Here is a 26310-nt window from a genome sequence, read left to right as displayed (position 1 = left end):
CGCCCTCAGGCCGCCGGCTCGATATAGCGCGGGAACGCCGGCGTCGGTGCCGGCAGCGCCGAACCGGGCGCGATCCGCGATGTGCCGCCCAGCGCGGCGAAGCTGCGCTCGTCCGCGGGAATGCCGAGGCTGTCGAGCAGCAGGCTAGATGCGGTCGGCATCGCCGGCTGAGCCAGGATCGCGATCTGGCGCACGACTTCGGCGGTGACGTAGAGCACCGTCTTCTGCCTGGCCGGATCGGTCTTGGCGAGCGCCCACGGCGCCTCGCCCGCGAAATAGCGGTTGGCTTCGGCGACCACGGCCCACACGGCGTTCAGCCAGTGATGGATCTGCTGCGTCGCCATGGCCTCCCGTGACGTCGCGATCATGCCGTCGGCCATCGCCAGGATCGCCTTGTCGCTGTCGCTGAACTCGCCGGGCTCGGGCAATATGCCGCCGAGCTGCTTGGCGATCATCGACAGTGAGCGCTGCGCCAGATTGCCGAGATCGTTGGCGAGGTCGGCGTTGATGCGCGCCACGATGGCCTCGTGGTTGTAATTGCCGTCCTGTCCGAACGGCACTTCGCGCAGGAAGAAATAGCGCACCTGGTCGACGCCGTACTGGTCGGCCAGATTGAAGGGATCGACGACGTTGCCGACCGACTTCGACATCTTCTCGCCCCTGCTGAACAGGAAGCCGTGGGCATAGACCCGCTTCGGCAACGGAATCCCGGCCGACAGCAGGAATGCCGGCCAATATACCGCGTGGAAACGGATGATGTCCTTGCCGATGATGTGCACGTCGGCCGGCCAATAGCGCCAGTTCTTGTCGGTCTCGTCGGGGAAGCCGACGCCGGTGATGTAGTTGGTCAGCGCATCGACCCAGACATACATCACGTGCTCTTCGTCGCCGGGCACCTTCACGCCCCAGTCGAACGTCGTGCGCGAGATCGAGAGGTCGCGCAGGCCGCCCTTGACGAAGCTCACCACCTCGTTGCGGCGCGAGTCCGGGCCGATGAAATCGGGGTGATCCGCGTACAGCTCGAGCAGCTTGTCCTGGTACGCCGACAGGCGGAAGAAATAGCTCTTCTCCTCGACCCATTCGACCGGCGTGCCCTGCGGTCCGAGCCGGACGCCATCATCGTTCACGCGCGTCTCGTCCTCGGCGTAATAGGCTTCATCGCGCACCGAGTACCAGCCGGCATAGGTGTCGGCATAGATGTCCCCGTTCGCCTCCATGCGTCGCCAGATTTCCTGGCTGGAGCGATGATGCTGCTCCTCGGTCGTGCGGATGAAGCGGTCGAACGACACGTTCAGACGCTCGTCCATCTCCTTGAAGCGACCGGCATTGCGGGCGGCGAGCGCGGAGACGGACATGTTCTCGCCGGCCGCCGTCTGCACCATTTTCTGGCCGTGCTCGTCGGTGCCGGTCAGGAAGAACACGTCCTTGCCGTCGAGCCGCGCAAAACGCGCGAGCACATCGGTCGCGATCGCCTCATAGGCGTGACCGATATGCGGGCTGCCGTTGGGATAGGCGATCGCGGTCGTGATGTAGAAGACGTTGTCGCGCGCGGGGGCGGCGACGGGTGCTGCGGCTCGCGGGGCTGCGACGGGCTTCGGCGCAGGTGGCGCCTTGGGTTTCGACACCCTGGGCTTCACAGCCTTCGGCGGCGTGACGACGGGAGCCGGCGCAGCGACGACGGCCGGCGCTGCAGGCTTCTTGGCTGCTTTCTTCGCAGGGGCCTTGGCGGGCTTTTTAGCGGCCGCTTGCTTCGCAGCCTTCTTGGCGATGACTTGCTTCTTCGCGGCCTTCTTTGCCGGTTTCGCTGCGCCCTTTTTCCCACTCCTCGTGGCGGTGGCCTTCTTGGACGCCTTGACCTTCTTGCCAGCTTTGCGCGTCAGCGTCTTCACAGCCTTCTTCGTGGCTTTCTTGGCAGTCTTCTTGGCTGCCTTCTTCGCAGCCTTCTTGCCCTTGGCGGTTTTCTTAGCTCGCGTTGCCACGACGAATTCCTTTACGGCTTCTCGAATTTTTTGAATCGAATCTGCGCCTAGCGCGTTGCATCCGCAAGCCAGCCGAACACCGAGAAAACCAAGGGCTTTCGCTCCAGATTGTAGGTTTCGGTGTCACGCGCGGCGCGGACGATCTTTTCCCATACCTCGGCTAGGCGCGCAAGGCGCGGCAGGTTCTGGTTGGCATTGGCCTCGTCCGCATGCAGGCGTTCCGCGATCCAGCGATCGATGCCGTCGATGAAGGCGGCGAGCGCGACGCGGTCGCTGGTGCCAAGCGAATCGCCGAGCGTGTGCAATTCGCGCGGATCGACCTGAGGCAGGCGCGCGAGCAGCGCGGCCGTGCGCTGCTGAAGCTTCAGCGCGTCGCCGCCCAGCAACGTCAGGGCCCGTGCAACGCTGCCCTCGGAGGCCCCCGCCGCCTCGCGCAGCGCAGGATCGTTCGGATCGTGCTCGGCCGCCGAAGCTGCGGCCGCGATCACATCATCCGTGGCAAGCGGGCGCAGGCGAAGCTTGCGGCAGCGCGACTGGATCGTGGCCAGCACGCGCGCCGGCGCGTGGCTCACCAGAAGGAACAGCGACCGCTGCGGCGGTTCCTCGAGAATCTTCAGAAGCGCGTTGGCCGCGTTCGGATTGAGTTCGTCGACGGTGTCGACGATGCAGACACGCCAGCCTTCGGCGGCGGCCGTCGAGCCGAAGAAGCCGATGGTCTCACGCGTCTCGTCGACGGTGATCACGGTGCGCATCACGCCGCGGTCGTTGGCAGTACGCTCCAGCGTCAGCAGCCCGCCATGCGAGCCGACCGCCACCTGCCGCGCGAAGGCGTCATCGGGACCGATTGCAAGGCTCTCGGCGCGCTGCACGGACGCTAGCAGCGGCTGGCCATGGGCGAGCACGAAGCGCGCCATGCGATAAGCCAGGGTTGCCTTGCCGATCCCTTGCGGACCGCCAATCAACCAGGCATGCGGAATCCGCCCGCTGCGATAGGCCGTCAGCAGCGCCGTCTCGGCCTCGCGATGTCCGAACAGACGGCTGGTCTCGCGCGGATGCGGAATGGCGCTTTCACGCTCGGTCTGACGCGGGCTCATGCGGAAACCACCGAGGCCGGTGTGGGCAGCAGACGATCGCGCAGCGCCGTCCAGACTCGGGCCGCAACAGTATCCGGGTCTGAATTGGCGTCGATCAGCACGCAGCGCGCGGGCTCGTCCGCGGCGATTCTGCGATAGGCCTCGCGCAGGCCCTGGTGGAAGCTGAGCTGCTCGCTCTCGAACCGGTCGGCCGTGCCGCCGCCGCGGCGCGTGGCGGCGCGCTGGAGACCGATCTCGACCGGAAGGTCGAGGATGATGGTAAGATCCGGCTTGAGGTCGCCGATGGTAACCCGCTGCATCGCGTTGATGAGGCCGGCGGGCACACGGCCGAGGCTGCCCTGATAGGCCCGCGTGGAATCGGCGAAGCGGTCGCACAGCACCCAGGTGCCCTGGTTGAGCGCAGGCAGGATCACGGTGCGGACATGGTCATCGCGTGCCGCGGCAAACAACAGCGTTTCGGCTTCGGGCCCGAGCAGCTTGCCCATGCCGGACAGCACCAGATGACGCATGATCTCGGCCCCCGGCGAGCCGCCCGGCTCACGCGTGACCCGGATGCGCAACTTCGCCTGCTTGAGGCGGTCGGCGAGCTTCTTGATCTGGGTCGACTTGCCGGTGCCCTCGCCGCCTTCAAAGGTGATGAAGCGTCCGCGTCCGGACGGCCGCTGTGCCGCGCTCTCACTCATGATCAGAGCTTCTCGGCGCCTGCGCGGAACATGCCGATCACGAGCTCGCTGGCGCCGTCGATCGCGCGCCGCACGGTCGAGCCGGTCCCGATCGCTTCAGCGGCATAGACCGGCGTCTCCACCGCGATGTTGCCACTGCGCCAGACCCTGACCACGCCGACCCGCTGGCCCGCCTCGACCGGCGCCCGCACCGGGCCGCTATAGACGATGCGCGCAATCAGCTTGTCGTTGCCGTTCTTGTGCACCATCACCTTCACCGGAGTCTTGGCGACGAGCTTGACCGAGCGGCTCTCGCCGCCAAACACCTTGGCGTAGCCGACGGGCTGCTCGGCCGCGATCAGCGTACGGGTCTCGAAATTGCGAAAACCCCATTCCAGCATCTTCCTGGCTTCGGTGGCACGATCATCGGGATCGTCGAGCCCGTTGACGACGACGATCAGCCGCGTGCCGTTCTGCACCGCCGAGCCGACCATGCCGTAGCCGCCTTCCTTGGTGTAGCCGGTCTTGAGGCCGTCGGCGCCCTCCATCGAATTGAGCAGTGGGTTGCGGTTGGGCTGGCGGATCTTGTTCCAGGTGAACTCCTTCTCGCCGAACAGTTTGTAGAATTCCGGGAAGTCGAGAATGATATGCCGGGCCAGGATGCCGAGCTCGCGCACCGTCATTTTGTTGGCGGGATCGGGCAGCCCGCTGGAGTTGCCGAAGGTCGACTTGGTCATGCCGAGCTCGCGGGCGCGCTTGGTCATGAAGTCGGCCGCGAAGATCTTCTCGTTACCAGCCATGGCCTCCGCAAGCGCGATGCAGGCGTCGTTGCCGCTCTGGATGATCGCCCCGCGCAGCAGATCGTCGACCGAGACCTTGCTATTGATCGCAGCGAACATGGTCGAGCCGCCCGAGGGCGCGCCGCCCCGGCGCCAGGCGTTCTCGCTGATCCGGTACTCGTCGGTCAGCTTGATGTCGCCCTTCTTGATGGCATTGAAGACCACCTCCGCGGTCATCAGCTTCATCATGCTGGAGGGCGCGCGCAGCTCGTCGGCGTTCTTCTCGAACAGCACGCTTCCGCTGGAGGCTTCGATCAGGATGGCGGTCGGAGCATCGCCGTCGAAGCCGGCATCGTCCGTCTTCTTGGCGCCCTGGACGCTCTGATTGGCGGCCAGAACCGCCCCACCCCAGCTTATGCCTACGGCCAGAACCGTCGCGATCAGCCCGCGCACCAGCGCTCCGGCGGTGAAGCGGGTGCAACGAAGCGAAGAGGGACGTAATGCCATGGCCAAGCCCTGAGAGCGGCGTTCTAACAGTTGGAACCGGTGCGAACAACACGAGGTTGGACGCTTGCCGCGAGATTGCACGATTCTCGCCGCGCCCCTATCGTGGCGCCTCATGTTTCTCGACCAAACCCCTGAAACAAGGCGGAAAAGCGATGTCTTCCACCCGCGTGATCAAGACCAACGGCATCGATCTCTTTGTCCGCGAGGCCGGCCAGGGTCCGCTGGTGGTACTGTGCCATGGATGGCCTGAGCTGTCTTACTCCTGGCGCCACCAGATCCCTGCGCTGGTGGAAGCAGGCTTTCACGTCGTCGCCCCCGACATGCGCGGCTATGGCCAAAGCGCCGCGCCGCCTGACGTTGCCGCCTATTCGATCTTCGACACGGTCGGCGATGTCGTCGGCCTCGTGCAGGCGCTCGGCGAGACCAAGGCGATGGTGGTCGGTCACGATTGGGGCGCACCGGTCGCCTGGCACGCGGCGTTGTTCCGGCCCGACATCTTCACTGCGGTCGCCGGCCTGAGCGTGCCGCCGCCGTTCCGCGGCCGCGGCAAGCCGCTCGATTTGTTGCGCCAGGGCGGCGTGACCAATTTCTACTGGCAGTACTTCCAGACGCCCGGCGTCGCCGAGGCCGAGCTGGAACGCGACGTCGCCCGCACCATGCGCATCGTGCTCGGCGGCCGCGGCCTGGCCGACCCCTCCGCCGCCATGTTCGTGCAGGAGGGCAAGGGCTTTCTCAGCCATGCCACCGCCGAGGAGCCGCTGCCCGGCTGGCTCAGCGAGGCCGACCTCGCCTACTTCACCGAGAGCTTCCGCAAATCCGGCTTTCGCGGCGGGCTGAACTGGTACCGCAACATCGACCGCAATTGGGAGCTGACGGCGCCCTGGCAGGATGCGCAGATCCGACAGCCGTCACTGTTCATCGCTGGCTCGAAGGACGCCGTCATCACCGGCCTGATCGGCGCCAAGCGCGTCAATGAGCTCGAGCGCGTGCTGCCCAATCTGAAGCAAAAGCTGATCATCGAGGGCGCCGGCCATTGGGTGCAGCAGGAACGGCCCGACGAAGTGAACGCGGCGCTCGTGAGGTTCTTGAGGGAGAGCGCGGCCTAGTAGAGGCCGCGACCGCTCAGGATGTTGCGGGCCTCGGCGGCGCCGTCGGCCGATGAGGACACGTTCTCGGCGGCGTAGCGGCCCTCCCCGTCGTAGGACACCGCACGGGTGTTCTGGACCGCCCGGCCGCGGCCGCGGCTCGAGGCGGACATTTCCGAGGTCGCGTTGAGCGAGGCCATATCGGCGGAGGTGTTGCCGAGATTATAGGGCCGCCCCTCCGGCATCGGCACGTCGCCGCGAATGGCACCACGGCTCGATCCCGGCAATTCCGGCACGAAGGGCTTTGCCGAGGCAACGCGGACCATCGAGGGCGATGGCGCCGGAACGCCGGTACGCAGGGTTGCCAGAAGCTGGCGGTCGTCGGAGCCTTCAAGCGGTGCCCGGCCGACATATTCGACGCGGACCTTGGCGACGCCATGGCCTTTGAATTCAAGCAGTTCGGCGGCCTTGTTCGAGACGTCGATGAGGCGGTTGCCGTGATAGGGCCCGCGGTCATTGACGCGGACGATCAGCGACTTGCCGTTCGAGACATTGGTCACCCGCGCATAGGACGGCATCGGCAGGGTCGGATGCGCCGCCGTCAGCGACGTCATGTCGAACACTTCGCCATTTGCGGTCAGGCGGCCGTGGAAGTCGTCGCCATACCAGGAGGCCATGCCCTCGGCGCGATAGTTGACGTCCTCCTCCGGCACATAGGTCTTGCCCGCCACGACATAGGGCTTGCCGACGCGGTAGGCGCCGCCGCCCTTCGGGACCGGGTCCCCGAAAGCCACAACCCGGGGGCTCGAGGACACGCCGTATTTCGGATCGACGCGGCTGGCGAATTTGTTCGAGGAAGCGCAATTGGCAAGCGCAAGGCAGGTCGCGGCCGCCGCAACGCCGCGCGCCGCCCGCAAAACCGAATCTGACCGTCGGATCCCCATGCGCCCCAAATACCACTTTGCCGGAGGTCTACCCAACCCGTGATGGCTACGGGGAGTGCAGTCCGGTCCTTCAATCCGAAGCGGCCCACCACCGCATCGGAAGCAGTAACGATAACGCAACCCGAACACGGCGGAAATGGGGAGCCCGCAGCGATCCCGCCGGCATGGTAAACGGGACGTTCGCATTTTTCCGTTGTTCTACGGGGCAATGGCGCCTGCGCTGTACCACGGCTGGACATTCTGTTGCGCCAAATCCTCACTCCATCCCCATTGTCGCGCCGCTCGCCGAAATTCTTTTGACTGTGCAAGGCCGCACGCGTTTTCTCGCATGCAAGGGCGGGATTTGGAATTTAACGATGATCGAGACGGTTTCGGCACTGATGGGTCTGGTAAGCGCGGGGATCTTCCTGGCCCATGCGTTTGAAGGCTATCGCACGAGGGCCTGAGGCACTCACGCGAACGGCAAGCATCACCTCTTTCAAGACGGCGCGTTCGGCGAATTTTTTGATCGATCCGGTCGAGCATCGAAGACAAGAGCGACAGGTGTCCCATGCGCAACCATGACCTGGTATCCGATAGCTTCCTGGCATTGACCGCCAGCGGCTTGGTCCTGCTCTGCTCGAGCCTCGTGGCACTGGCCTTCGCCTGAACACAGCCACGCTTTCCCGTTTTCCAACGGCAACTACACCGCGATGCAGCATCGCGATCACCTCGGGATCGCCCTGCTCCCGTTCAGTTGATTGAATTTCCGCTTTCGACGCCTCGACTCATTTCAAGAGGCCATCACCACCGAAGGTGAAGCAAATGCTTGCTGAGAAATTTTTCCTGGTTCTGGAATCCCTGATCCGCGGCGACCGCACCTACCCCGACGGAAGTCCCCGGGTCATCAGCACTTCGCCGCACATACCGGCGAAGCTGGCCGGTCAGAAATAGCCGCACCGCCGGGCGCACGTGCCGCTCAGCGCACGCCCAGCAGGGAGCGGCGATAGAAGTTGTCGCGGGCCTCGTTCTGGCAGACGAAGCTGCCGTCGAACCCCTGGCCGTACCGCTTCTGACCCTTGCGGTAGTAAAGCGCTTTCCTGAAATCGAGCCAGACCACCTTGTCGTGCGGACAATGACGCTGCGCCTGCTCCTCGTAACGGAACGGCGTCAGCGGTGTCGCCGAAGCCTCGACGGTGCCGGAGCCAACCATGATGGCGCCGCCGAGCGCGATCCCTCTGGCCCATCGACCGAAGCCGCCCCTGCTCACTCCCCGCCTCCCGTTCCCGGCCGTCGCATGATGGCCGCGAAGCACGCTAGCACGAAAGGCCGCGAGCTGCCGAAGGCCCGCGCGCGTGCAGCCGCACAAGCTCGGCGCCAGCCAAGCCGGCTAGGTGGAGACCGTTAACCACTCGTTAAGCAGACTCAGCGCCGCATGACTGCGGACACACCGAGAGCTGACGCATGAACAAAGAGCTGCGGGAGTTTCGACGGCTTGAACGGGTCTGCCTGGAGCAGGCCGCCCTCTCCACCATGGACCTGACCCGAAGCGGGCTGCTCAAGGTCGCCGAGGACTGCCGCATCGCAGCCGAAGCGATCGAGGCGCGATCGCCCCGCGGACCCTTCGTGGGGGCGGTCCAGGCGCTCGTCCTGGCCCTGAGCGCAACGCGGATGTCGAACCGGCACTAGCCGGTCAGATCGCCTCAGGAGACTGGCTGGCGCAAGGCCTGGGAAGTCACCCTTTTGCCGCCGCGGCTTCGCGTGCGAGGCGCTCGGCTCGCAGCCGCTCTTTGTTGTCGTAAAACGCCTTCTGCGCAACTTCATGGTCGCGCATGGCCTTTTCGGCCTCGATCCGGCGTGCGGCATCGCGCGCCTGGCGCTGCTCGGGGGTCAACGGTTTGCGTCGGAAGGAAAGGTCTTCAGTCATGCCAGGAGAACGCGGTGGCGAGGAAAAAGTTCCGCGTGCCCGCTAAGCGGCATGGCGCCCCGCCCTCAAATTTTGCCAAAACAACCCCATGCACAGTAGCCAAGCCCTTCTGCAACAAGGGTTTTTCCATCGCCTCCGCGCTCGCTGGCCCGTCAGGGCAAAGCGGCGGCGTTCCACTCAATTCGGACATTCGGTCGGCGTCGTCAGCGCGCGACGTTGCTGGTCAGTCGCAGAAGCGAACAGCAGGAAAGGTCTTCATCGAGGAGCCGTTGATCCCGCGGACCGGCGCTCGAGCTCGTCTGCGGTGAACCAGAGCCAGCAAGTGAATACCCGAGTTCGCATCGGCGCCTTCCTTCCCGCCCTGAGACGACCTGACGGTCGTCGGATCTCCAAGACCAAACTCGGAGTTCCAGCCAACGGTCAGCATAGCAACAAAGTCATCGCAGGCGCTCTGCCGTTGCTTAAGCAGAAACTGAAGCTTCAGCTGTACACGGCTTCATGCGCTCACTAAGCTGGCAAAGGCTTAGCGCGATAAAGGATGCTCCGAACGTTGGCGTAGCACAGAAGAGCGCAATGAAGTCAGAGGGCCGGCTTGAGTAAACCCAACGACATCGCCAAAGAGCGCGATCACGCCCGTCTGGCAGATTTCATTCGGCAGAACCAGGCCGCGATCATCGACGAGTGGATCCAGTTTGCGGGTACGCGCTCGCCTGCCAGCGACGGCATGTCGAAGCTCGCTTTGAAAGACCACATTGTTGATATTCTCAACTTCGTCGCTGCGGACTTGGCGTCCGCGCAAACGCCACACGAACAGGTCGATAAATCTCACGGCCTGAGCGACGGTGCCGGGCCTTTTCGTCATACCGCAGCGGAGGTGCACGCCGCTCTGCGTCTCGCGGACGGCTTTGACATCGATCAAATGGTTTCGGAATACCGAGCATTACGAGCAAGTGTCGTCAAGCAATGGGTGGCTGGCCACAAAACTCTTGCCACCACCGATATCGATGATCTCACCCGCTTCAACGAGTCTATAGATCAGGCGGTAACGGAATCGGTCGCTCACTATACGAAAACGATCGATAATTCGCGAAACCTGTTCCTAGGCATCTTAGGTCACGATTTGCGCAATCCGATAGGGGCTGCTTCCATGGCCGCTCAACGGATGGAACGATGGGGAACGAGCGATCCCAAGCAGGCGAAAGTGGTGTCTGAGCTGGTCCGGACCACCGAGCGTGCGACGCGCATTCTGAATGATCTGCTTGATCTCACCCGATCGTCTTTCGGAACTGATATCCCGATTACGAAAGCAAAGAGCGATATCGCGAAGCTCTGCCAGACGATTGCAGATGAGCTGCGGAGCATCAATGAAGCCCAGGTCGTAAAGGTCGAACTCGAAGGCGATCCAGTTGGTTTTTGGGACGCGGCTCGGATGGGACAGGTGCTATCCAACCTGATGGGCAACGCGATCCAGTACAGCGATTCATGCAGTCCTGTCACAGTGGCGATCGCGGGCAACGATCCCGACGCGGTCACCTTGAATGTTCACAATTTTGGCCCGACCATTCCTGTTGAAAACCAGAGGGCTATTTTCGAGTCGGGGGTACGTGGGCAGGTCAATGACCCCGGCGGGCATACCCATCTCGGGCTGGGCCTTTATATCGCGAGGCTGATTATCGAAGCTCATGGTGGCAAGATCTCTGTCACCTCGGATGAGAAGAAGGGCACAACCTTCACTGTTCAGCTGCCGCGCGCGTAGCTTTGAGCCAGCGAAATTACGCTGCGCAGATCGCTGCCTGGTTAATTCATGTCGCATTCTCCCATCGTGATCTCTCCGAGAGAGACGATCGGGACGAACTCTATTCCAATGTCTTGAAGGCGCCGGCGCGAGATGCACCCGAGTGGCCTGTAAACAAGAGCCGAACTCTGCCCTCCATCGGCGTCCAAGTAGACCCCACGGATGACGACCCGGTGATAGTTCAAAAGGGCCGCAGAGCTGCGCTTACTCTCGGCGGTCGACATGGATGATGTACGCAACCTAGATCTCGATGTCTGCAATGACAGGCAGATGGTCTGAATAGGCCCTCGCCTCTGCGTCGGTCCAGACTTTCCCGATCCGGCTGTCGGACGTTGCGTAGATGCGGTCGAGCCGCATCAGGGGCAAGCGCGACGGGAAAGTTCGAAGCCGCGTACGGTTTGGACAGACCTGCGCCAGGACCCGCCGCACCGATCTGACCCAGAACCAGTCGTTGAAGTCGCCGAGGACGACGGTCCTTGCCGGCCTCACCAGGCTCACCAGAGCCCGGGCTTGCGCATAGCGTTCGTGGATGCTCAGGCCGAGATGCGTGGCCACCACGCGCACGTCGCCGGCAGGCGTCAGCAAATCCGTGGCAATCGCTCTGCGCGGCTCCCGCTCGCGATACGACACGTCGACGATCTCGGGCACGCCGGAGAATGGAAAGCGGCTCAGCAGCATCTGACCGTAATCGCCGTCCTCGGTGACGATCGACTTGGCATGCACCCGGTGATCGCCGACGACGCTCGCCAACTTCGCGAACGGATCGTCTGTCCGCGATCGCGAATCCACCTCCTGGAGCGCGACGACATCGGGGGTCCATTTGCGCAGGATGGAGCAGACACCTTCCAGATCGAACTTCGGATTGAGATTGAACGTGCCATGCACGTTCCACGTCATGAAGCGCACCGACGCCATCAGCGTCTCCCGGCAAGCCAGGTCGCGACGAACTGTGCGCCCGCGCAGATCCCGAGCCAGCCCAGGAACGCCAAGACGAGCAGCAACATGTTGGTCCAGGACGCGTTCCTGGCGAGATCCGCGATCTGGGCGCCCAGAACGGCCATGGCGAGGATCCCGGGCGTCATGCCCAGCAACGTGCCAACCATGAAGTCACGCAGGGGCAGCGTGCTCGCGCCGGCCACGACGTTCACCACCGAGAACGGCGCTATCGGAATCATCCGGATGACGACGACGGCCAGAATACCCTTGCCGACCACACGTTCCTGGATGCGCGCGGCACGTCGCCCCAGCAAGCGCTGAAGGCGCTCTCGGCCGAGCACCCGTCCGATCGCAAAAAGGACGAGAGCGCTGAGGAATACGCCCACCATGGCGCTGACGAAGCCCAGCCATGGCCCGAGTGCGGCAGCCGTTGCCGCAATGAGGACGAGAACCGGAAAGATGACCAGCCCTCCGAGAACAAAGGCGGCGATCGCGAGCGGCGGCCCCCAGACGGACTGCGAATAGGCAGACAGGAGCGCCGAAACATGGCCCGTGTCGGCGTAGTTGCTCAAGGACGTGTAGGACCAGGCCATCCCCAATCCCAAAAGACCCACGGCGATCGCGACGATCCCGATGATCGTCTTCGTAGTCCACATGCGCGACGCAGCGCGTTCCAGATGAAGCGGCAGTTCGGGGTCCGCCACCGGCTGAACCATGTTGGCCAGTGTGCTGGTCAGGACGGAAGACTCTACTTTCCGCAACGTCTTTGCTGCCCCATCGGCCTTGGATACGTCGTCGAGCAGAGCGAACAGCCGCGGCTCGTTATGCGCGATGGTCTCCTCGTCGAGGCCGCAGAAGTGGGCGATCAGGCGACGTCGCACCGAAATGATGAAATCCCGATGCTCATCGGTGGCGGCTTCAAAGATGAGATCGCATTCGCTGTCGGCTCCCATCGACCGATTGTTCAGATTGGCCGAACCGATCCTCAATATCCGGTCGTCGACGACCAGAAGCTTGCTGTGCACCATCACGGCGGCTTCCTTGTTGCCACTGCGCGAGACCGGGTAGACAAAGCGGATGCGATCGGCCACGCCGACATCGCTGAAGCAGTCGATGAAGGCGCCCCGGCCGTTTTGCATGGCTTGGGATTCCAGCCACGAGGAATGCAGTTTCGGCGCGACGATCAGGACCCGAAGCGACGGCACGCGACGCATCTGCTCCGCCAATACGCGCGCCATCGTAGTGGCGCTGGTGAACTGATTTTCGACGTAGACGAAGCTCGTCGCCGACCGGATCGCTGCGATGAACGAGCGTTCGACCTCCCTGATGGTCGAGCCGGCGGGACAGACCACCTCGGTTCTGGCGATCCCCACCGGCATGTGCTCGGCCTCGACCGGCACATTCGCCGGCCAGCGACTGCTCTTCAGCGCGCGCCGATCATCGACCTGTTGGCCGGCCGCACGCCAGCGTTGCTCCGCGAGCTCGAACAGCTGCTCTGCGGCGTCCCCGTCGACCATGCATTGAACATCATGAAACGGCGGGTACGGCTTGCCCTGTGGGTCGCAGCGCAATGCGTGATCTGCGCGATGGTCACTCGTGTCCCAGCGCCTGATGGTCAGATCAAGCCCGCCGACGAACGCCAGTGAACCGTCGACACAGACGATCTTCTGGTGTTGGGCGGAGCCAAACGGAAGTGTGGAATCCAGATGAAAACGGACGCGGCCATCCGTGTCGGCCGTGAATTTTGCCGCGGAATTCCATTCCCTTTCGGAGGCATAAAACGAGACGAAGTCCCAGGCGAGGATGTTGATCTGCAAGGCGGGATGCCTTTGAACCAGCGCGCGCAGGAACGGGCCAAGCTGTTCCGGCAAGCCGTCGTCCGCATGTCCGGCAGCTCCGACCAGCCTGGTCTCGCTATGGATATCCCATCCGATGATGTAGACGAGATCCTGCGCCTCCAGCAGCGCCTCCCGGAGGGCCCCGAAATAAGCGGCGGCATCGTTCAGAACCGCGACACGCTGCGCCTTGCACCGCCGCCAGACGGTGTCGCCGGGGATCAGGGTCGATGAACTCTGAAGCAGATGGACCTCGCAATTTGCATTCGCGTCTAAACGCGGTGGATGCTCAAGGGGTTCCACGGCTTCAGGAACGGAGGCGGCTGTTCGGCGGACGCATGGCGCTCGCTCGGCGCAGTCGCCGAGTGCCGCTATTTTGTTCGGATATTCTGTGCACCGGCGTCCCTCAGGACGTCCGCGATCTTCTCAGGGGCATCGCCGTGAAAGTCCACGGAGACCTCGATCAGACCCTCCAGCTTCTGCCGGCCCTCTGGCGCCGGCGCGGATTTGGCGTCGCTACCTGCCGGACGCGTCCCCGCCGTGTTGGCGCCGCCGGCGGGCTGAACGAAGACATCGCTCCGCGGCACGCCGCATTCCTGCACAACATGCTCAACCGCAAGCTCGGCGACGCGGCGCGTGTCGAATTCTCCGATGATCGTGCTTTCCAAGGGCGCGCTCCGTGGGTGGACGAGATTGCGAACAACGGGCCAACCAAGGGCCAGGTTCCTATAGGCCTGGCGACCTCCAGCCCGCGGGTGCATAGGCTCGAACCGTCCTCGGCGCTGGAAGTCAGAACGGAAGCTCAGCCCGTTGTCAGTTCCGAACGCGCCGTGCGGCGGCAATCGCAATTTCGTGAGACCACCAACATCATTGAGACAGGTCAATACGAGCCGGCCGAAGCTCTGGGAACCTTGCGCCGGCAGCAGATGGAGACGGCCATGTCACAGCAGAGCAGCATGCATTTCTACCTCAATTGGGCCAAGGAGCGGATCGACGAAATGGATGCAGCCTTGGCTTCGTTCGAGGTCAAGGCCGGTCAGGCCAAAGCCGAATCCAAGGTCAAGACCGATCAGCTCCTGTCCGATCTGACGAAGCGCCGCGACGAGTTTCAGGCGGCGCTCAAGACCCAGGCGGCAGCAGGCGAAGCCGCCTGGACGGACGCCAAGGCCGATCTGGAAAAGCAATGGGCTGGATTTGAAGCCCAGGTGAAGACCTACTTCGAGGGCGCAGGCAAGCAGCTCGAGCAGCAGCAGGCCACGTTCAAGGACGTTGCCGCCGCACAAGCCAAGGCCTGGCGCGAAGCCGCGGACAAATTCCGCGAGGCCGCAGGCAAAGTCGCCGCAGCCCGCACCGTCGATGTCGACGCGGCGCTCAAGCAGATGAAATCCGATGCGTCAGAAGCAGAAGCGCGTCTGCAGAAGCTGAAGCAGGCCGGCAGCGAATCCTGGTCGGTCCTGAGCGCCGCGCTCGCCGAATCCCGCAGGGCGTTCGACCAAGCGAACCAGGCCGCGTGGGACGCATTGAAAGGCGGGAATGTGAAGAGTTGAGGTTGTGTGGTGAGCCTGCCCGGATGGATGCAGGAGTGCGCTTGGCGCGGCTGTGGCTCATACGCCCTTTCCTGCCGTCACACGCGGGCGGCGGCACGATCAGGGCTGACGCCAACCTGACCCCGTCCCGCCAACCCCGGGATTGATGGCCAGCGACGCTCCAGCAGCGCCGCCGGCTTCATAGGCCGTCATCGACACCATCCGGCCCGTGCTGCGCTGGCTCCGGAGCTTGAGGTCGAGCTTGTCGAATTCTGTGTCGACCACCGAGGTCTTGAGGACGACCAGCCCGCGGCCAGTGCTTTCGTTGACCTGATCGCGACCGGCCTTGATCGCCACTAGCCTGTCCGCGATGGACGCCACCATCCCGAGCGTGAAGGAGGCATTGGCCAGATGCCGCTCCTGGTGCCGGAACCTGCTGTAATCGACCGAGGTCTTGAAGCGCCCAAGTTCGGCGCGCACGGCGCCGTCGATCAATTCGGCCAGATAATGCGCGACCTCGACATCCGCGCCGAGACCAAAGAACACATAGCTGTTCTCGCCGGCCACATTCTTCTCGCGCCAGACCCGGCAATCGCAGAAATGAGCGATCGCGCCGATGCAGTCGTCCAGGGGAATTCGCTTCTTGCGGCGGGTCTCGAAGACCCTCCGTTCGCACGGCGAGGCGCGCAGCTCGACGTCGGAGAGCGACAGATCGTGCCGATCCAGCAGCTCGGCGACCTTGGCGGCGGCCGACAGCGCCTCGTCCTCGGTGCAGCCATTGGCGATCGTCTTGGCGCGCAACGCCTGGATGCGAAGCTTGAGCTTGTCGAGCGCGGCCGGAGTGGACGTCTGATTCACTGGTCACCTGTCTGGGAAAGCCTGGCCGACGGATCTCGGTTGGATTGAGTGGCGGAAGGGCACCACATCTTCTTCTTGCCTTCACGATCGGGATATCGGACAGCGGTTGGTAGAAGGCTGTCATCACAGAAGGTCATGGAATGTCGAATAGGCGGTGGATGATCATCGTGCTGGTTACCGTGCTCGCTGTTTGCGCGATCGTGGCGGGCGCTCGGTACTATCTAAGCAAGTGCCACGGCATGGACGCGTGCGCAGCCGCGGAAGCCGAAAGCCATGAGCGCGATAAGCCCGCCGAGCCACAATAGATATTTTGGATGCTTGGCGTCTCAGACGTTGCGAATGTTGCCATGCCCAGCGCACTTTATATTCAAACCTTGGAACACCACTGACAAACTAGGCTCTTATCGGCACCACGTTGCCGCCCTGCCCCACCGGCGCGCCGGTAGTGGGCCGCCTCGACCTTGTCGGACCCGGTATGCGCCGGCGCCATCTCCGACATCTCGTTCGGGTAACTGATCTGCTCGATGCGCCAGTCCTTGAAGGTCGACTGGAGCCATGGACGGTCAGGTTCTTCCTCTAAGGCTCACAGAGTGGAGGCGGCTATAGTGCTGGCGGAAGGGGTGTCCTCGCGCATCAAATCTAATTACTTGAATTATCTAAGTTTTTAGATCTGAGGTCTTCCTACCTACAATCCTGACCACAACATGAATCCGGAGCGAGACCATGAGTGAAAAAGCTTGTGCGCTTTGTCGCGCAGATCGCCCCGGCCCTCAAGAGCCCCTGGACGCGCGGAATCTTTCAGGAAGAGCAGATGGAGAAAATTTGCCGGGATTTGGCTGCTGCGACAACCGATCCCGTCGAGCGCGCCGCGCTGCTCGAGCTGGCGGAGAACTACGGGCAGAGCTCGCGAAGCTGAGTCTTCCACATCCACGACCCGCAGTAGCTCGCACTCGTCCCGGACCGCTAGGAATCGATAATTTGACTCTCGCGAGCGGCGCGTTTCGATGGCGCTATGCCTCGCCGAAAACGCCACACGCCTACGCACCCTGATGGCCGTCCGCTCAAGATCACCTTCGGCACGATGCGCGGGATGGGCGTGCGCGGTGTGCTGGTTTATTGCCATTGTGGTCACCACATCGCTCTAGATGCCGATCGCTGGCCAGATGAGGTGCGGCTATCAGATGTCGAGCCAAAGTTTGTCTGTCAGGGATGCAGTAGCCGCGGCGCAGACGTGCGACCCGATTTCGAGCGCGGCAATCCGCGACTTGCGATCATAGGTGTGAAAGAGGACGGCAACTGAACCTGTCTCAAGTCCGCGACGGCTATCACCCTGCGCCGCAGCTTGACTGCAAGCGAGCGAAACTTGTCAGCAACTAGTCGGTTGCGCGCTCGCGTGTCTGGATCTGACGCGAGCAGCAGTTCTGCGTCATTGCCTTGCTGTTCCAGCAGCTCAATTTGCTCTTGCAGGTTGGTCATGAGACTTTCCCCTGTTGATGGGGGAACAGTGTTCCACGCCCTACCGTAACGTCCTGATCAATACAGACCACGTCTCGGAGAAACTAACGGACACGAGAACCGACCCACCGCCAAACGCGCGTTCGGACGATGGGCCGTCCCGGGTGGATGTCGCAACACCTGGAGTGTCGCGCCACAGACCGAAATCTCAATTCTCTCGGCTGGAGAGTCGTTCCTGTCGCCACGAGGCGGCCTTAGCTCATGTGTTCCCCGTATAAATACACACAGAAAGAACAAAGCGGGTGCGCTATTTCAAAATCTGTTCTGGGTCGGAGAACTACGGGCTTCCTCTTGCCCGACAAAAGGCCCGCCAGCGCGAACCGGCGGACCATTGATGCGGCTTAATGGCGAGCCTTGTCTTCTCGGTTGAGCAGCTCCAGTCGCCTTTCTAGCTCTTCTTTCTTTGCCAGGAGCCTCTCGGCGAGAATGTCATTGACGACGGCGTGGAGCTGCCAAAGCTCTTCGAGAGACATGCTCTCAAACGGCTTCCATACCATGGATCCCCCCGACTCACGAATTGCCCATAGCTTGAGGTCACGAGGGGCAGATGGCAACATCGGGATTGGTTGCGCGGAAAGTTACTACCTACGGCGCCGACCTAGTTTGTTGGAGGCTGAACGCCGCGACCTTGGCCGCGAGCGGCGCAACTGAGCTTGCGCTAATCGGCTTCGCAAGACGCTCAATTCAGCAATTTGAGATTCGAGAAATACTGTACGTTGGTGCAGAGCAACAGCGATTTCCAAGGTTCGATCGTAAATACTCATCACGACCTCAATACAATAGGACTGAAAAAAATCTCTACAATCTCAGCATTACGACAGTACACGGGCTCAGTTGCAAGGCGAATTCTTGAGCAGCGCAGTGTAGATAATGGACGGCCCCGGCCATGGGCTTCTAGGGGTGGGCGGCCGGGGCCGTTGGGATGCTTGGACCTGGGGAAGTTCAAGCGACTACGAGCTTACTCACAGCTTGAAGCGCCGTTCTGTTCGCTTCCGAACGCTGTCAGTACTCGCATCAGACATACCCATCCAGTTGCCAGCTTTGCGAGCCCACCTGCTCAAGCAGGCCTTCCATGTCGCCTATGCCGCTCTCGTCCGGTTCGGCGCCGTCGTGCTCGTCCTCCAGATCCTTCGTCCCGCTGGCGTCCCACGCGGTCTGATCGCCGGTCCAGTTGCGTCCATCAGGCCCGTAGAGGCTGGGATGCCGCTCCAGGCTGCCGAGGGAGGGCTCGTAGTCGCTTCGATCCGCCCCCTCGTCCTCGCAGCCCTCCTCGCCGCCCCCGCCCTCGCATTGGGCGCCTTCGTCATCGCACTCCTCCTCGAGCTCGTTCATGACGAAGGGATCTGATGCGTCGAGGACGGCTATCAGCCGATCGATCTCCGCGGCCGCCCTCCTCCTGAGTCTGGCAAGCCGCCTGAGGGCCTTTTCTCTCGCCCGCTCTTGTGCAGCCAGGCGCTTGCAAAGCTCTCCGGTGGACGGCCACAGCTCGGCTATGGCGTTTGGGTGTCGTATGACGATGGTCATGGTGGTTCTCTGGATTGACGGCTTCTCAGGGCCGGTTGCCAGTGGACAGCACTGGCGCCGGGAGTCTGAGAACATGGCCAGAGACCATGCGCGACGGCCTTCCCCTTTCGGGTCTTGTATAGCCGCCGCTCTCCCGGCATATCGGACTATTCCGGATTGGCAAGGATTGATTGACCGCAGGAAACACCTATTTTGAAAGGGTATTTCCGGGTTTTATCGATGATCTCGGAGGGATTTTTGGCGGAAGGGGTGGGATTCGAACCCACGGTACCCTTGCGGGCACGCCGGTTTTCAAGACCGGTGCCTTAAACCACTCGGCCACCCTTCCAAAACCCGTAATGGCTGTCGCTTAACGCAGTCGACCGCGCAAGGCAACGCCAAGTTCGCCTCGGGTCCAAACCTGTGCGGGCGGGGGCGCAGCAACGGCAGCTGACGAGGTGCGTCCAACTCGCATTTCAGCCTGCCCTAGCCAGTCGGGCAATCAACCAGCACGGCGCTTCGGATGTATTTGGTTCTCTGGCGGTCGCTGACATGGCGGCCGAATTGAGGGCTGAAATTGAGGTCATAGCGGCACCCTGCCCGCATGGCCTGGTAGATCGCGCCCCGCTCGATCACATAGCTTCCTTCCGGGAGCGTCTTGAGGCGAACCTGCGCGATCGTCTGTTCCTGGCCGTGGTCCGGGCCGAGATAGGTGACGCGGTCGGTCGAACCGACCGACCAGGCAATTGCAAACACGCAGGCGATCGAGGCAACGAGACCGGCGACCAGACCGAGTTGCGGTTGCGGAATGGCTTCCGAAGGCAAACTCATTTCGTTTTGTGTCGATCCACGCTTACCGGTTCAAACACCTCCTCATCGCGCAAGAGAAAACGGCGCCCCGCAAGGGAGCGCCGCGTGAATGGTCTTCGAAGTGCGTCGGACTCAGTAACCGCAGGACGCGCAGTTCATCTGCACCGGGGCGTAATAGGAATAACCCGGCGAGACCATCTCGACGCGCTGGCGCGTGGCGTATTGCGGCGGGATCTGCTGGTACTGCACGCTGGCCGGTGCGACCATCACGGTCTGTGGCACCATCACGGTGCGGTACTGCGCCGGCGTGCGATGCGCGACGACGGAGCCCGGCGAGACCATCACGGTCTCGTCGACGGTGCGGTATTGCGGCTGCACGTATTGCTGCTGATAGCAGGTCGTGCACGGCGGCGGCGTGTAGCAGTTGTAGCAGCCGGCGGAGGCTGCGCCCGTCATGGAAATCGCGGCGACGGCGGTCGAGAAAACAACGGCGAGAGTGCGAGACATTGTGGTGGTGCCCCAGTTGCCCGAAATGGATTTGCGAAGGTCGCCGCAGTATACGCCGCAAAACGCCGCTTTGCCGAAGTTCGTGGAGGCATCCTTAATGCGAACGGCCGGCTTTCGCCGGCCGTTCAGATCTTGTTGACCATGCGCGCGAGGCGAACGGCGCGTACTCAGTTCGAACGCCGCTTCACCTCACGCACCGCGCCGCGCGCGGCGCTGGTGGTGAGCGCAGCGTAAGCCTGCAGCGCGGTCGAGACGTTGCGCTTGCGGCCTTGCGCCTGCCAGGCGGCATCGCCCTTGGCCTCTTCGGCCGCGCGGCGCTTGGCGAGCTCCTCGTCGGAGACCTCCAGCGTGATGCTGCGGTTGGGGATGTCAATGGCGATGATGTCGCCGGTCTGTACCAGTCCGATGTTGCCGCCTTCCGCCGCTTCCGGCGACAGATGGCCGATCGAGAGGCCCGAGGAGCCACCCGAGAAGCGTCCGTCGGTGACGAGCGCGCAGGCTTTGCCGAGGCCCATCGATTTCAGATAGCTCGTCGGATACAGCATCTCCTGCATGCCGGGGCCGCCGCGCGGGCCCTCATAGATGATGACCACGACCTCGCCGGCGACGACCTTGCCGCCCAGGATACCCTCGACCGCCGCGTCCTGGCTTTCGAACACGCGCGCGGGACCGGAGAATTTCAGGATCGAGGCGTCGACGCCCGCGGTCTTCACGATGCAGCCGTCCTGCGCGAGGTTGCCGTAGAGCACGGCGAGGCCGCCGTCCTTGCTGAAGGCGTGTTCGAGGTCACGCACGACGCCCTTCTCGCGGTCGGCGTCGAGCTCGTCGTAGCGGCGCTCCTGGCTGAAGGCGACTTGCGTGGGAATGCCGCCGGGCGAGGCGCGGAAGAAGGTGCGGACCGCCTCGCTCTTGGAGCGCTTGATGTCCCAACGCTCCAGCGACTCCTTCATGGTCGGCGCATGCACGGTCGAGACCGAGGTGTCGATCAGGCCGGCGCGGTCGAGCTCGCCGAGAATGCCCATGATGCCGCCGGCGCGATGCACGTCCTCGACATGCACGTCGGCGACCGACGGCGCGACCTTGCACAGCACGGGCACGCGGCGCGACAAGCGGTCGATGTCCTGCATGGTGAACTTGACCTCACCTTCATGAGCGGCGGCGAGCAGATGCAGCACGGTGTTGGTCGAGCCGCCCATGGCGATGTCGAGCGTCATGGCGTTCTCGAACGCCTTGAAATTCGCGACGTTGCGCGGCAGCACGCTCGCGTCCTCCTGCTCGTAATAGCGCCGGACGAGATCGACGATGGTGTGGCCGGCCTCGACGAACAGGCGCTTGCGGTCGGCATGGGTCGCGACCACGGTGCCGTTGCCGGGCAGCGCGAGGCCAAGCGCCTCGGTCAGGCAGTTCATCGAATTGGCGGTGAACATGCCCGAGCAGGAGCCGCAGGTCGGGCACGCCGAGCGCTCGATCACCTTGACGTCCTCGTCGCTGACCTTGCTGTCGGCCGCCGCGACCATGGCGTCGATGAGGTCGACGGCCTTGGTCTTGCCGGCCAGCTTGACTTTGCCGGCCTCCATCGGCCCACCCGAGACGAACACGGCGGGGATATTGAGCCGCAGCGCGGCCATCAGCATGCCGGGCGTGATCTTGTCGCAATTGGAGATGCAGACGAGGCCGTCGGCGCAGTGCGCGTTGGCCATGTACTCAACGCTGTCGGCGATCAGCTCGCGCGACGGCAGGCTGTAGAGCATGCCGTCATGGCCCATGGCGATGCCGTCATCGACCGCGATGGTGTTGAATTCCTTGGCGACGCCGCCGGCCTGCTCGATCTCGCGGGCGACGAGCTGGCCAAGGTCCTTCAGGTGGACGTGGCCGGGCACGAACTGGGTGAAGGAGTTGACGACGGCGATGATCGGCTTGCCGAAATCGGCATCCTTCATGCCGGTCGCGCGCCAGAGGCCGCGGGCGCCCGCCATGTTGCGGCCGTGGGTGGTGGTGCGGGAGCGATAGGCTGGCATGGCGGTTTCCGTCCTCGGTTTTGGCCGGGCGGGCGAAAAAATATGAAGCCGCCTCAGACCTTTGTGGCCGGATAGCGCACGCCGGGAACGCGCGCAACGGGAACTTGGGCCGGACAGGGCTCCCCTGCTCCCGGCGCGGGGTTTGGGTCGCCGATCTGACCTCTCCCGTCATTCCGGGGCGATGCGCAGCATCGAACCCGGAATCCATCGAGCGGCACGCACGCGGCGAGATGGATTCCGGGTTCGCGCCTTCGGCGCGCCCCGGAATGACAGCAGGGGGCAGCCGGTCGCAGCCCTACTGCAGCGTCGGATCGAGCCGGTCGCGCAGCCAGTCGCCGATCACGGAGACCGCCAGCGTGGTGATCACGATGGTGGTGGCCGGCGCCAGCATGATCCAGGGCGCCCGGGTCAGGTATTCCCGGCCATAGCCGACCATGTTGCCGAGGCTGGTCATCGGCGGCTGCACGCCGAGGCCGAGGAAGGACAGGCCCGATTCCATCAGGATCACCTCGGGGAACACCAGCGTGGTCGAGACGATCAGGGTCGAGGCGATGTTGGGCAGGATGTGCCGGAGGTAGATCCGCGGCGGCGTCGCTCCGAGTTGGCGGACGGCGGCGGCATAGCCTTGCGCGTTGGCGGAGATGGCAAGTCCCCGCGCGATGCGGGCATAGCGCTCCCAGCCGAACAGTCCCATCAGGCCGATCAGAAGCGGCAGCGAATTGCCGAAGAAGGCGAGCACGGCGAGCGCCATGATCAGGAAGGGCATGCTGGCCTGGAAGTCGGTCAGCATCAGCACGAACTGCTCGACGGCCCCGCGGAAATGCGCGGCCAGGAAGCCGAGCGTGGTGCCGACCACGGCGGAGATCGCGGTGGCGCCGAAGGCGATCAGCAGCGAGATGCGGATCGAGACGAGCAGCCGCGACAGCACGTCCCGGCCGAGCTCGTCGGTGCCGAGCCAGTGCGCGGCATTGCCGGGCGCGGCCAGGCGGTTGCGCAGGTCGAGCTGGGTGAAACCGTAAGGCGCGATCTTCTCCGCGAAGGCCGCGATCACCAGCATGGCGACGATCCAGGTCACCGCGAGCGCGACCGAGACCGGGATTGCGGGCAGGCTGATGCGGCGGCGAACCGTTGTATCCTTCAGCGTCGCGTCGGTCATGCGTGGGCTCCCTTGGCGCGCAACCGCGGATCGAGAAAGCCGTAGAGAAAGTCGACGATCAAATTGGACGTGACCATGGTCATCGCCACCAGCAAGAGGATGCACTGCACGACGGCGAGGTCGCGGTTGGCGACGGCGACGACGAGCAGGCGCCCTACTCCCGGCCAGGAAAATACGCTTTCGACAACGACCGCGCCCGCGATCAGCGTGCCCACCATGAAGCCCAGAACGGTGACGGTCGGGATCGCTGCATTCGGCAGCGCATGGGACGTCACCACCTTGCGCCACGGAACACCCTTGGCGGAGGCGGTGCGGATATAGGGCTGGCCCAGCACCTCCAGCATCGCGCTTCGGGTGAAGCGCGCCAGCACGGCGGCACCGCCGAGGCTGAGCGTGACGATGGGCAGGATCGCGTGGCGCCAGCTGTCCTGGCCGCCCGACGGAAGCCAGCCGAGCTGCACGGCGAAGACGAGCACGAGCAGCAGCGCCAGCACGAAGCTCGGCACGGTGAAGCCGGCAACCGCCGTCATCATCACGGCGCGGTCGATCCCCGAACCCCGATGCAGCGCGGCATAGATGCCGGCGGGAACGCCGAGCGCGACCTTGAAGAAGAAGGTCGGCAACGTCAGCGCCAGCGTCGCCGGGATCCGCTCCAGCACGAGCTCGATCGCGGGCCGCCCGTCGCGCATGGAGCGGCCGAGCTCGCCCTTGGCGATGGCGCCGAAATAATCGAAATACTGGAACCAGATGGGATCATCGAGACCCCAGGCCTTGCGGAACGCGGCAAGCACCTCCGGCGGCGCCTCCGGTCCCAGGATCATCAGCGCCGGATCGCCTGACAACCGCAGCACGACAAAGGCGAAGGTGACGACGAGCACGATCGTGAGCGCCGCACGCCCGATGCGGATGGCGAAATAACGTCCCATCAGGCCGCGTCCCGCGTCTCGGCGCCGGTGACGAGGTGACAGGCGACCTGCCGGTCGCCGCCCACGGCCGCAAGCGCCGGTACCTCGCTCGCGCACCGCGCGATGGCACGCGGGCAGCGCGGATGGAACGCACAGCCTTGGGGGCGCGCCGCCGGGTTCGGCGGGTCGCCTGCGAGCACGATGCGGCCCGCGCTGCGGCGGCCCGGCGCGGGCGAGGCCGAGACCAGCGCCTGGGTGTAGGGATGCTCGGGCCGCGCGAACAGATCGTCCGCGCTGCCGATCTCGACGATGCGGCCGAGATACATCACGGCGACGACATTGCTGATCTGCCTGACGACGCGCAGATCATGGCTGATGAACAGCAGCGTCAGCGACAATTGGGCCTGGAGATCGCAAAGCAGGTTCACGACCTGCGCCTGGATCGAGACGTCGAGCGCACTGACCGGTTCGTCGCAAACCAGAAAATCGGGTTTCGTGGCGAGCGCGCGTGCCAGCACGATGCGCTGACGCTGGCCGCCCGAGAGCGCGCCGGGATAGCGCACGCCATGCGCGGGGGTCAGCTCGACCGCGCGCAGCAGCTCGCGAACACGGTCTTCGCGCTCGGCGGGCGTGCCAACGCCATGAATGTCGAGGGGCTCGCGGATCTGGGCCGCGACCGGCAAACGCCGGTCCAGCGCGCCGAGCGGGTCCTGAAAGATCATCTGCATGCGCGCGCGCTGCGCGCGCCATGCCGGCGTGGCCGGCGCAGCCATCGGCTTGCCGTCGAACCGCACCTCGCCGCGATCGGGCGGCTCGAGACCGAGCACGATACGCCCTGTCGTCGACTTGCCCGAGCCGGACTCGCCGACGAGGCCGAGCGTCTCGCCCTTGGCAATCGCCAGCGACACGCCGTCGACGGCATGAACGGCGGTGCTGCGCCCGAACATTCCGGAGCGCATTGCGTAGCTGCGCGAGACCGCGGACACTTCGACGAGCGACACACTCATTCGGCGGCGATCCCGAGCAGCGCGCGGCGCGACGCCTCGGCGCGGATGCAGGCGACGTTGCGGTCATGCGCGATCGGCGCCAGGGTCGGCGCGGCAAGGCCGCACGGCTCGGCCGCCAGCGTGCAGCGTGGCGCGAAGGCGCAACCGCTTGGCATGTGCGCGGGATCGGGAACGGTCCCGGGAATGGCCGTCAGGCGCCGCCGCGGCCCCTCGAGCGGCGGCAGCGCGCCGATCAGGCCTTGGGCATAGGGATGCACGGGATCGGCAAACAGCTGGTTGCTGGGTGCCTCCTCGACGATGCGGCCGGCATACATGACGGCGACGCGATCGCAATTCTCGGCGACGACGCCGAGATCGTGGCTGATCAGCACTATGGCCATGCCGAACTCGCGGCGAATGGTCGAGAGCAATTCCAGGATCTGCGCCTGGATGGTGGCATCGAGCGCGGTGGTCGGCTCGTCCGCGATCAGCAGGTCGGGATTTCCGGCAAGCGCCATCGCGATCATGATGCGCTGGACCTGGCCGCCGGAGAATTCGTGCGGATAGGCCTCCAGCCGCCGGCCCGCGTCGGGAATGCCGACGAGATCGAGCAGCCGTCGCGCTTCCGTCTTCACGGCGTTGCCTTGGAGGTCACGGTGCAGCGCCAGCGCTTCGCAGAGCTGCTTGCGGATGGTCAGCACCGGATTGAGCGCACTCGCCGGATCCTGGAAGATCATCGCGACCCGCCCGCCCCGCACCTGATCAAGCTCGGCGGCAGGAGCCCCGAGGATCTCTCGGCCATCGAGCTGCACCGAGCCCATGACCTGCGCGTGCCGCGGCAGCAGGCCGAGGGCCGCGAGCCACGTTACCGACTTGCCCGATCCGGACTCGCCGACGAGGCCGAGGGCCTCGCCCTTCTGCAAGCCGATGTCGACGCCACGCAGGACCGGCACGCCGCCAAAGGCGACGCGCAGGTTCTTGATGCTGACCAGCGGTGTCACGGC

25 protein-coding genes and 1 tRNA gene are annotated in these 26310 nt (G+C 64.1%); 6 read left to right on the top strand and 20 right to left on the bottom strand.

Annotated features, from left to right (window positions below; translation table 11 throughout):
* Positions 1-5: 5 nt before the first annotated feature.
* The 4 genes from metG to ACFDR6_RS11495 are packed head-to-tail and all read right to left on the bottom strand — an operon-like array spanning position 6 to position 5021.
* Positions 6-1979, bottom strand: coding sequence for a methionine--tRNA ligase (gene metG, locus ACFDR6_RS11510; RefSeq protein WP_375858316.1), 1974 nt, complete (start codon positions 1977-1979; stop codon positions 6-8).
* A gap of 47 nt (positions 1980-2026) precedes the next feature.
* Complete coding sequence (locus ACFDR6_RS11505) at positions 2027-3073, bottom strand: DNA polymerase III subunit delta' (protein WP_375858315.1); 1047 nt, start codon at positions 3071-3073, stop codon at positions 2027-2029.
* A complete protein-coding gene (gene tmk / locus ACFDR6_RS11500; protein ID WP_375858314.1) occupies positions 3070-3756 on the bottom strand; it encodes a dTMP kinase in 687 nt (228 codons plus the stop codon). Before tmk ends, ACFDR6_RS11505 begins: the two co-directional genes overlap by 4 nt.
* A gap of 2 nt (positions 3757-3758) precedes the next feature.
* Positions 3759-5021: a D-alanyl-D-alanine carboxypeptidase family protein gene (locus ACFDR6_RS11495; RefSeq protein ID WP_375858313.1), complete on the bottom strand. Its 1263-nt coding sequence runs from the start codon at positions 5019-5021 to the stop codon at positions 3759-3761.
* A gap of 152 nt (positions 5022-5173) precedes the next feature.
* Here ACFDR6_RS11495 and ACFDR6_RS11490 point away from each other — a divergent pair, with 152 nt between their 5' ends.
* The gene (locus ACFDR6_RS11490; protein WP_375858312.1) at positions 5174-6127 is read left to right on the top strand and encodes an alpha/beta fold hydrolase; all 954 of its coding nucleotides are present in this window, start codon (positions 5174-5176) and stop codon (positions 6125-6127) included.
* Here ACFDR6_RS11490 and ACFDR6_RS11485 read toward each other — a convergent pair.
* Complete coding sequence (locus tag ACFDR6_RS11485; RefSeq protein ID WP_317239556.1) at positions 6124-7050, bottom strand: septal ring lytic transglycosylase RlpA family protein; 927 nt, start codon at positions 7048-7050, stop codon at positions 6124-6126. The genes ACFDR6_RS11490 and ACFDR6_RS11485 overlap by 4 nt on opposite strands.
* 804 nt (positions 7051-7854) lie before the next feature.
* On the opposite strand from ACFDR6_RS11485, the gene ACFDR6_RS11480 reads away from it, so the two are divergent.
* Complete coding sequence (locus tag ACFDR6_RS11480; protein WP_375858311.1) at positions 7855-7983, top strand: hypothetical protein; 129 nt, start codon at positions 7855-7857, stop codon at positions 7981-7983.
* A gap of 25 nt (positions 7984-8008) precedes the next feature.
* On the opposite strand, the gene ACFDR6_RS11475 is transcribed toward ACFDR6_RS11480, so the two are convergent.
* Complete coding sequence (locus ACFDR6_RS11475; RefSeq protein WP_212085385.1) at positions 8009-8299, bottom strand: hypothetical protein; 291 nt, start codon at positions 8297-8299, stop codon at positions 8009-8011.
* Between the two features lie 194 nt (positions 8300-8493).
* Here ACFDR6_RS11475 and ACFDR6_RS11470 point away from each other — a divergent pair, with 194 nt between their 5' ends.
* Entirely contained in the window at positions 8494-8718 is a 225-nt protein-coding gene (locus ACFDR6_RS11470) for a hypothetical protein (protein WP_212085393.1), read from the top strand.
* 46 nt (positions 8719-8764) lie between these two features.
* Here the strand turns inward: ACFDR6_RS11470 and ACFDR6_RS11465 are convergent, their stop codons facing one another.
* Positions 8765-8956 (bottom strand): hypothetical protein, encoded by a 192-nt coding sequence (locus ACFDR6_RS11465; RefSeq protein ID WP_375858309.1) that lies wholly within the window; start codon positions 8954-8956, stop codon positions 8765-8767.
* A 592-nt stretch (positions 8957-9548) separates the two neighbouring features.
* Between ACFDR6_RS11465 and ACFDR6_RS11460 the strand changes: the two genes are divergently transcribed.
* Positions 9549-10712: an ATP-binding protein gene (locus tag ACFDR6_RS11460; protein WP_317239559.1), complete on the top strand. Its 1164-nt coding sequence runs from the start codon at positions 9549-9551 to the stop codon at positions 10710-10712.
* Positions 10713-10991: 279 nt separating this feature from the next.
* Here the strand turns inward: ACFDR6_RS11460 and ACFDR6_RS11455 are convergent, their stop codons facing one another.
* Both ACFDR6_RS11455 and ACFDR6_RS11450 read right to left on the bottom strand, forming a co-directional pair.
* Positions 10992-11666: an endonuclease/exonuclease/phosphatase family protein gene (locus tag ACFDR6_RS11455; RefSeq protein WP_375858308.1), complete on the bottom strand. Its 675-nt coding sequence runs from the start codon at positions 11664-11666 to the stop codon at positions 10992-10994.
* Entirely contained in the window at positions 11666-13825 is a 2160-nt protein-coding gene (locus ACFDR6_RS11450) for a VTT domain-containing protein (protein ID WP_375858307.1), read from the bottom strand. The genes ACFDR6_RS11455 and ACFDR6_RS11450 overlap by 1 nt, the downstream gene beginning before the upstream one ends.
* Before the next feature lie 35 nt (positions 13826-13860).
* On the opposite strand from ACFDR6_RS11450, the gene ACFDR6_RS11445 reads away from it, so the two are divergent.
* Positions 13861-15069 (top strand): sll1863 family stress response protein, encoded by a 1209-nt coding sequence (locus ACFDR6_RS11445; protein WP_375858306.1) that lies wholly within the window; start codon positions 13861-13863, stop codon positions 15067-15069.
* 99 nt (positions 15070-15168) lie between these two features.
* On the opposite strand, the gene ACFDR6_RS11440 is transcribed toward ACFDR6_RS11445, so the two are convergent.
* On the bottom strand, positions 15169-15906 hold the full coding sequence (locus ACFDR6_RS11440; RefSeq protein ID WP_212085408.1) for a DUF7168 domain-containing protein: 738 nt from the start codon (positions 15904-15906) through the stop codon (positions 15169-15171).
* Between the two features lie 727 nt (positions 15907-16633).
* Between ACFDR6_RS11440 and ACFDR6_RS11435 the strand changes: the two genes are divergently transcribed.
* A complete protein-coding gene (locus ACFDR6_RS11435) occupies positions 16634-16822 on the top strand; it encodes a hypothetical protein (protein WP_375858304.1) in 189 nt (62 codons plus the stop codon).
* Between the two features lie 287 nt (positions 16823-17109).
* Here ACFDR6_RS11435 and ACFDR6_RS11430 read toward each other — a convergent pair whose 3' ends face one another.
* From ACFDR6_RS11430 to ACFDR6_RS11385, 10 genes are all read right to left on the bottom strand, one after another.
* Positions 17110-17382 carry a hypothetical protein gene (locus ACFDR6_RS11430; RefSeq protein WP_375858303.1) on the bottom strand — a complete coding sequence of 91 codons (273 nt, stop codon included), beginning with the start codon at positions 17380-17382 and terminating at the stop codon, positions 17110-17112.
* A 1053-nt stretch (positions 17383-18435) separates the two neighbouring features.
* A complete protein-coding gene (locus ACFDR6_RS11425; protein ID WP_375858302.1) occupies positions 18436-18945 on the bottom strand; it encodes a hypothetical protein in 510 nt (169 codons plus the stop codon).
* 238 nt (positions 18946-19183) lie between these two features.
* Positions 19184-19273: transfer RNA gene (locus ACFDR6_RS11420), tRNA-Ser, on the bottom strand.
* A gap of 137 nt (positions 19274-19410) precedes the next feature.
* Positions 19411-19755: a hypothetical protein gene (locus ACFDR6_RS11415; RefSeq protein ID WP_375858301.1), complete on the bottom strand. Its 345-nt coding sequence runs from the start codon at positions 19753-19755 to the stop codon at positions 19411-19413.
* A 111-nt stretch (positions 19756-19866) separates the two neighbouring features.
* Positions 19867-20190: a hypothetical protein gene (locus ACFDR6_RS11410; protein WP_375858564.1), complete on the bottom strand. Its 324-nt coding sequence runs from the start codon at positions 20188-20190 to the stop codon at positions 19867-19869.
* Positions 20191-20408: 218 nt separating this feature from the next.
* The gene (ilvD, locus tag ACFDR6_RS11405; RefSeq protein ID WP_375858300.1) at positions 20409-22259 is read right to left on the bottom strand and encodes a dihydroxy-acid dehydratase; all 1851 of its coding nucleotides are present in this window, start codon (positions 22257-22259) and stop codon (positions 20409-20411) included.
* Between the two features lie 295 nt (positions 22260-22554).
* A complete protein-coding gene (locus ACFDR6_RS11400) occupies positions 22555-23415 on the bottom strand; it encodes an ABC transporter permease (RefSeq protein ID WP_212085411.1) in 861 nt (286 codons plus the stop codon).
* Positions 23412-24341, bottom strand: coding sequence for an ABC transporter permease (locus ACFDR6_RS11395; protein ID WP_375858299.1), 930 nt, complete (start codon positions 24339-24341; stop codon positions 23412-23414). The genes ACFDR6_RS11400 and ACFDR6_RS11395 overlap by 4 nt, the downstream gene beginning before the upstream one ends.
* Positions 24341-25327, bottom strand: coding sequence for an ABC transporter ATP-binding protein (locus ACFDR6_RS11390; RefSeq protein WP_375858298.1), 987 nt, complete (start codon positions 25325-25327; stop codon positions 24341-24343). The genes ACFDR6_RS11395 and ACFDR6_RS11390 overlap by 1 nt, the downstream gene beginning before the upstream one ends.
* Positions 25324-26307 carry an ABC transporter ATP-binding protein gene (locus ACFDR6_RS11385; RefSeq protein WP_375858297.1) on the bottom strand — a complete coding sequence of 328 codons (984 nt, stop codon included), beginning with the start codon at positions 26305-26307 and terminating at the stop codon, positions 25324-25326. The genes ACFDR6_RS11390 and ACFDR6_RS11385 overlap by 4 nt, the downstream gene beginning before the upstream one ends.
* Positions 26308-26310: the final 3 nt, after the last annotated feature.

Origin of the sequence: Bradyrhizobium tunisiense, assembly GCF_042263385.1 — a bacterium.
Lineage (GTDB): Bacteria > Pseudomonadota > Alphaproteobacteria > Rhizobiales > Xanthobacteraceae > Bradyrhizobium > Bradyrhizobium tunisiense.
This window is presented reverse-complemented; position numbering and strand designations above follow the sequence as displayed.

Bases quoted from the DNA above. Each gene is read 5' to 3' on its own strand.
- ACFDR6_RS11490 (WP_375858312.1), top strand. From the start codon at position 5,174: ATGTCTTCCACCCGCGTGATCAAGACCAACGGCATCGATCTCTTTGTC.
- ACFDR6_RS11455 (WP_375858308.1), bottom strand. From the start codon at position 11,666: ATGGCGTCGGTGCGCTTCATGACGTGGAACGTGCATGGCACGTTCAAT.
- ACFDR6_RS11400 (WP_212085411.1), bottom strand. From the start codon at position 23,415: ATGACCGACGCGACGCTGAAGGATACAACGGTTCGCCGCCGCATCAGC.
- ACFDR6_RS11430 (WP_375858303.1), bottom strand. From the start codon at position 17,382: ATGACCAACCTGCAAGAGCAAATTGAGCTGCTGGAACAGCAAGGCAAT.
- ACFDR6_RS11480 (WP_375858311.1), top strand. From the start codon at position 7,855: ATGCTTGCTGAGAAATTTTTCCTGGTTCTGGAATCCCTGATCCGCGGC.
- ACFDR6_RS11410 (WP_375858564.1), bottom strand. From the start codon at position 20,190: ATGACGGGCGCAGCCTCCGCCGGCTGCTACAACTGCTACACGCCGCCG.
- ACFDR6_RS11395 (WP_375858299.1), bottom strand. From the start codon at position 24,341: ATGGGACGTTATTTCGCCATCCGCATCGGGCGTGCGGCGCTCACGATC.
- ACFDR6_RS11485 (WP_317239556.1), bottom strand. From the start codon at position 7,050: ATGGGGATCCGACGGTCAGATTCGGTTTTGCGGGCGGCGCGCGGCGTT.
- tmk (WP_375858314.1), bottom strand. From the start codon at position 3,756: ATGAGTGAGAGCGCGGCACAGCGGCCGTCCGGACGCGGACGCTTCATC.
- ACFDR6_RS11390 (WP_375858298.1), bottom strand. From the start codon at position 25,327: ATGAGTGTGTCGCTCGTCGAAGTGTCCGCGGTCTCGCGCAGCTACGCA.
- ACFDR6_RS11495 (WP_375858313.1), bottom strand. From the start codon at position 5,021: ATGGCATTACGTCCCTCTTCGCTTCGTTGCACCCGCTTCACCGCCGGA.
- ACFDR6_RS11415 (WP_375858301.1), bottom strand. From the start codon at position 19,755: ATGAGTTTGCCTTCGGAAGCCATTCCGCAACCGCAACTCGGTCTGGTC.
- ACFDR6_RS11425 (WP_375858302.1), bottom strand. From the start codon at position 18,945: ATGACCATCGTCATACGACACCCAAACGCCATAGCCGAGCTGTGGCCG.
- ilvD (WP_375858300.1), bottom strand. From the start codon at position 22,259: ATGCCAGCCTATCGCTCCCGCACCACCACCCACGGCCGCAACATGGCG.
- ACFDR6_RS11465 (WP_375858309.1), bottom strand. From the start codon at position 8,956: ATGACTGAAGACCTTTCCTTCCGACGCAAACCGTTGACCCCCGAGCAG.
- ACFDR6_RS11505 (WP_375858315.1), bottom strand. From the start codon at position 3,073: ATGAGCCCGCGTCAGACCGAGCGTGAAAGCGCCATTCCGCATCCGCGC.
- ACFDR6_RS11445 (WP_375858306.1), top strand. From the start codon at position 13,861: ATGGCGCTCGCTCGGCGCAGTCGCCGAGTGCCGCTATTTTGTTCGGAT.
- ACFDR6_RS11470 (WP_212085393.1), top strand. From the start codon at position 8,494: ATGAACAAAGAGCTGCGGGAGTTTCGACGGCTTGAACGGGTCTGCCTG.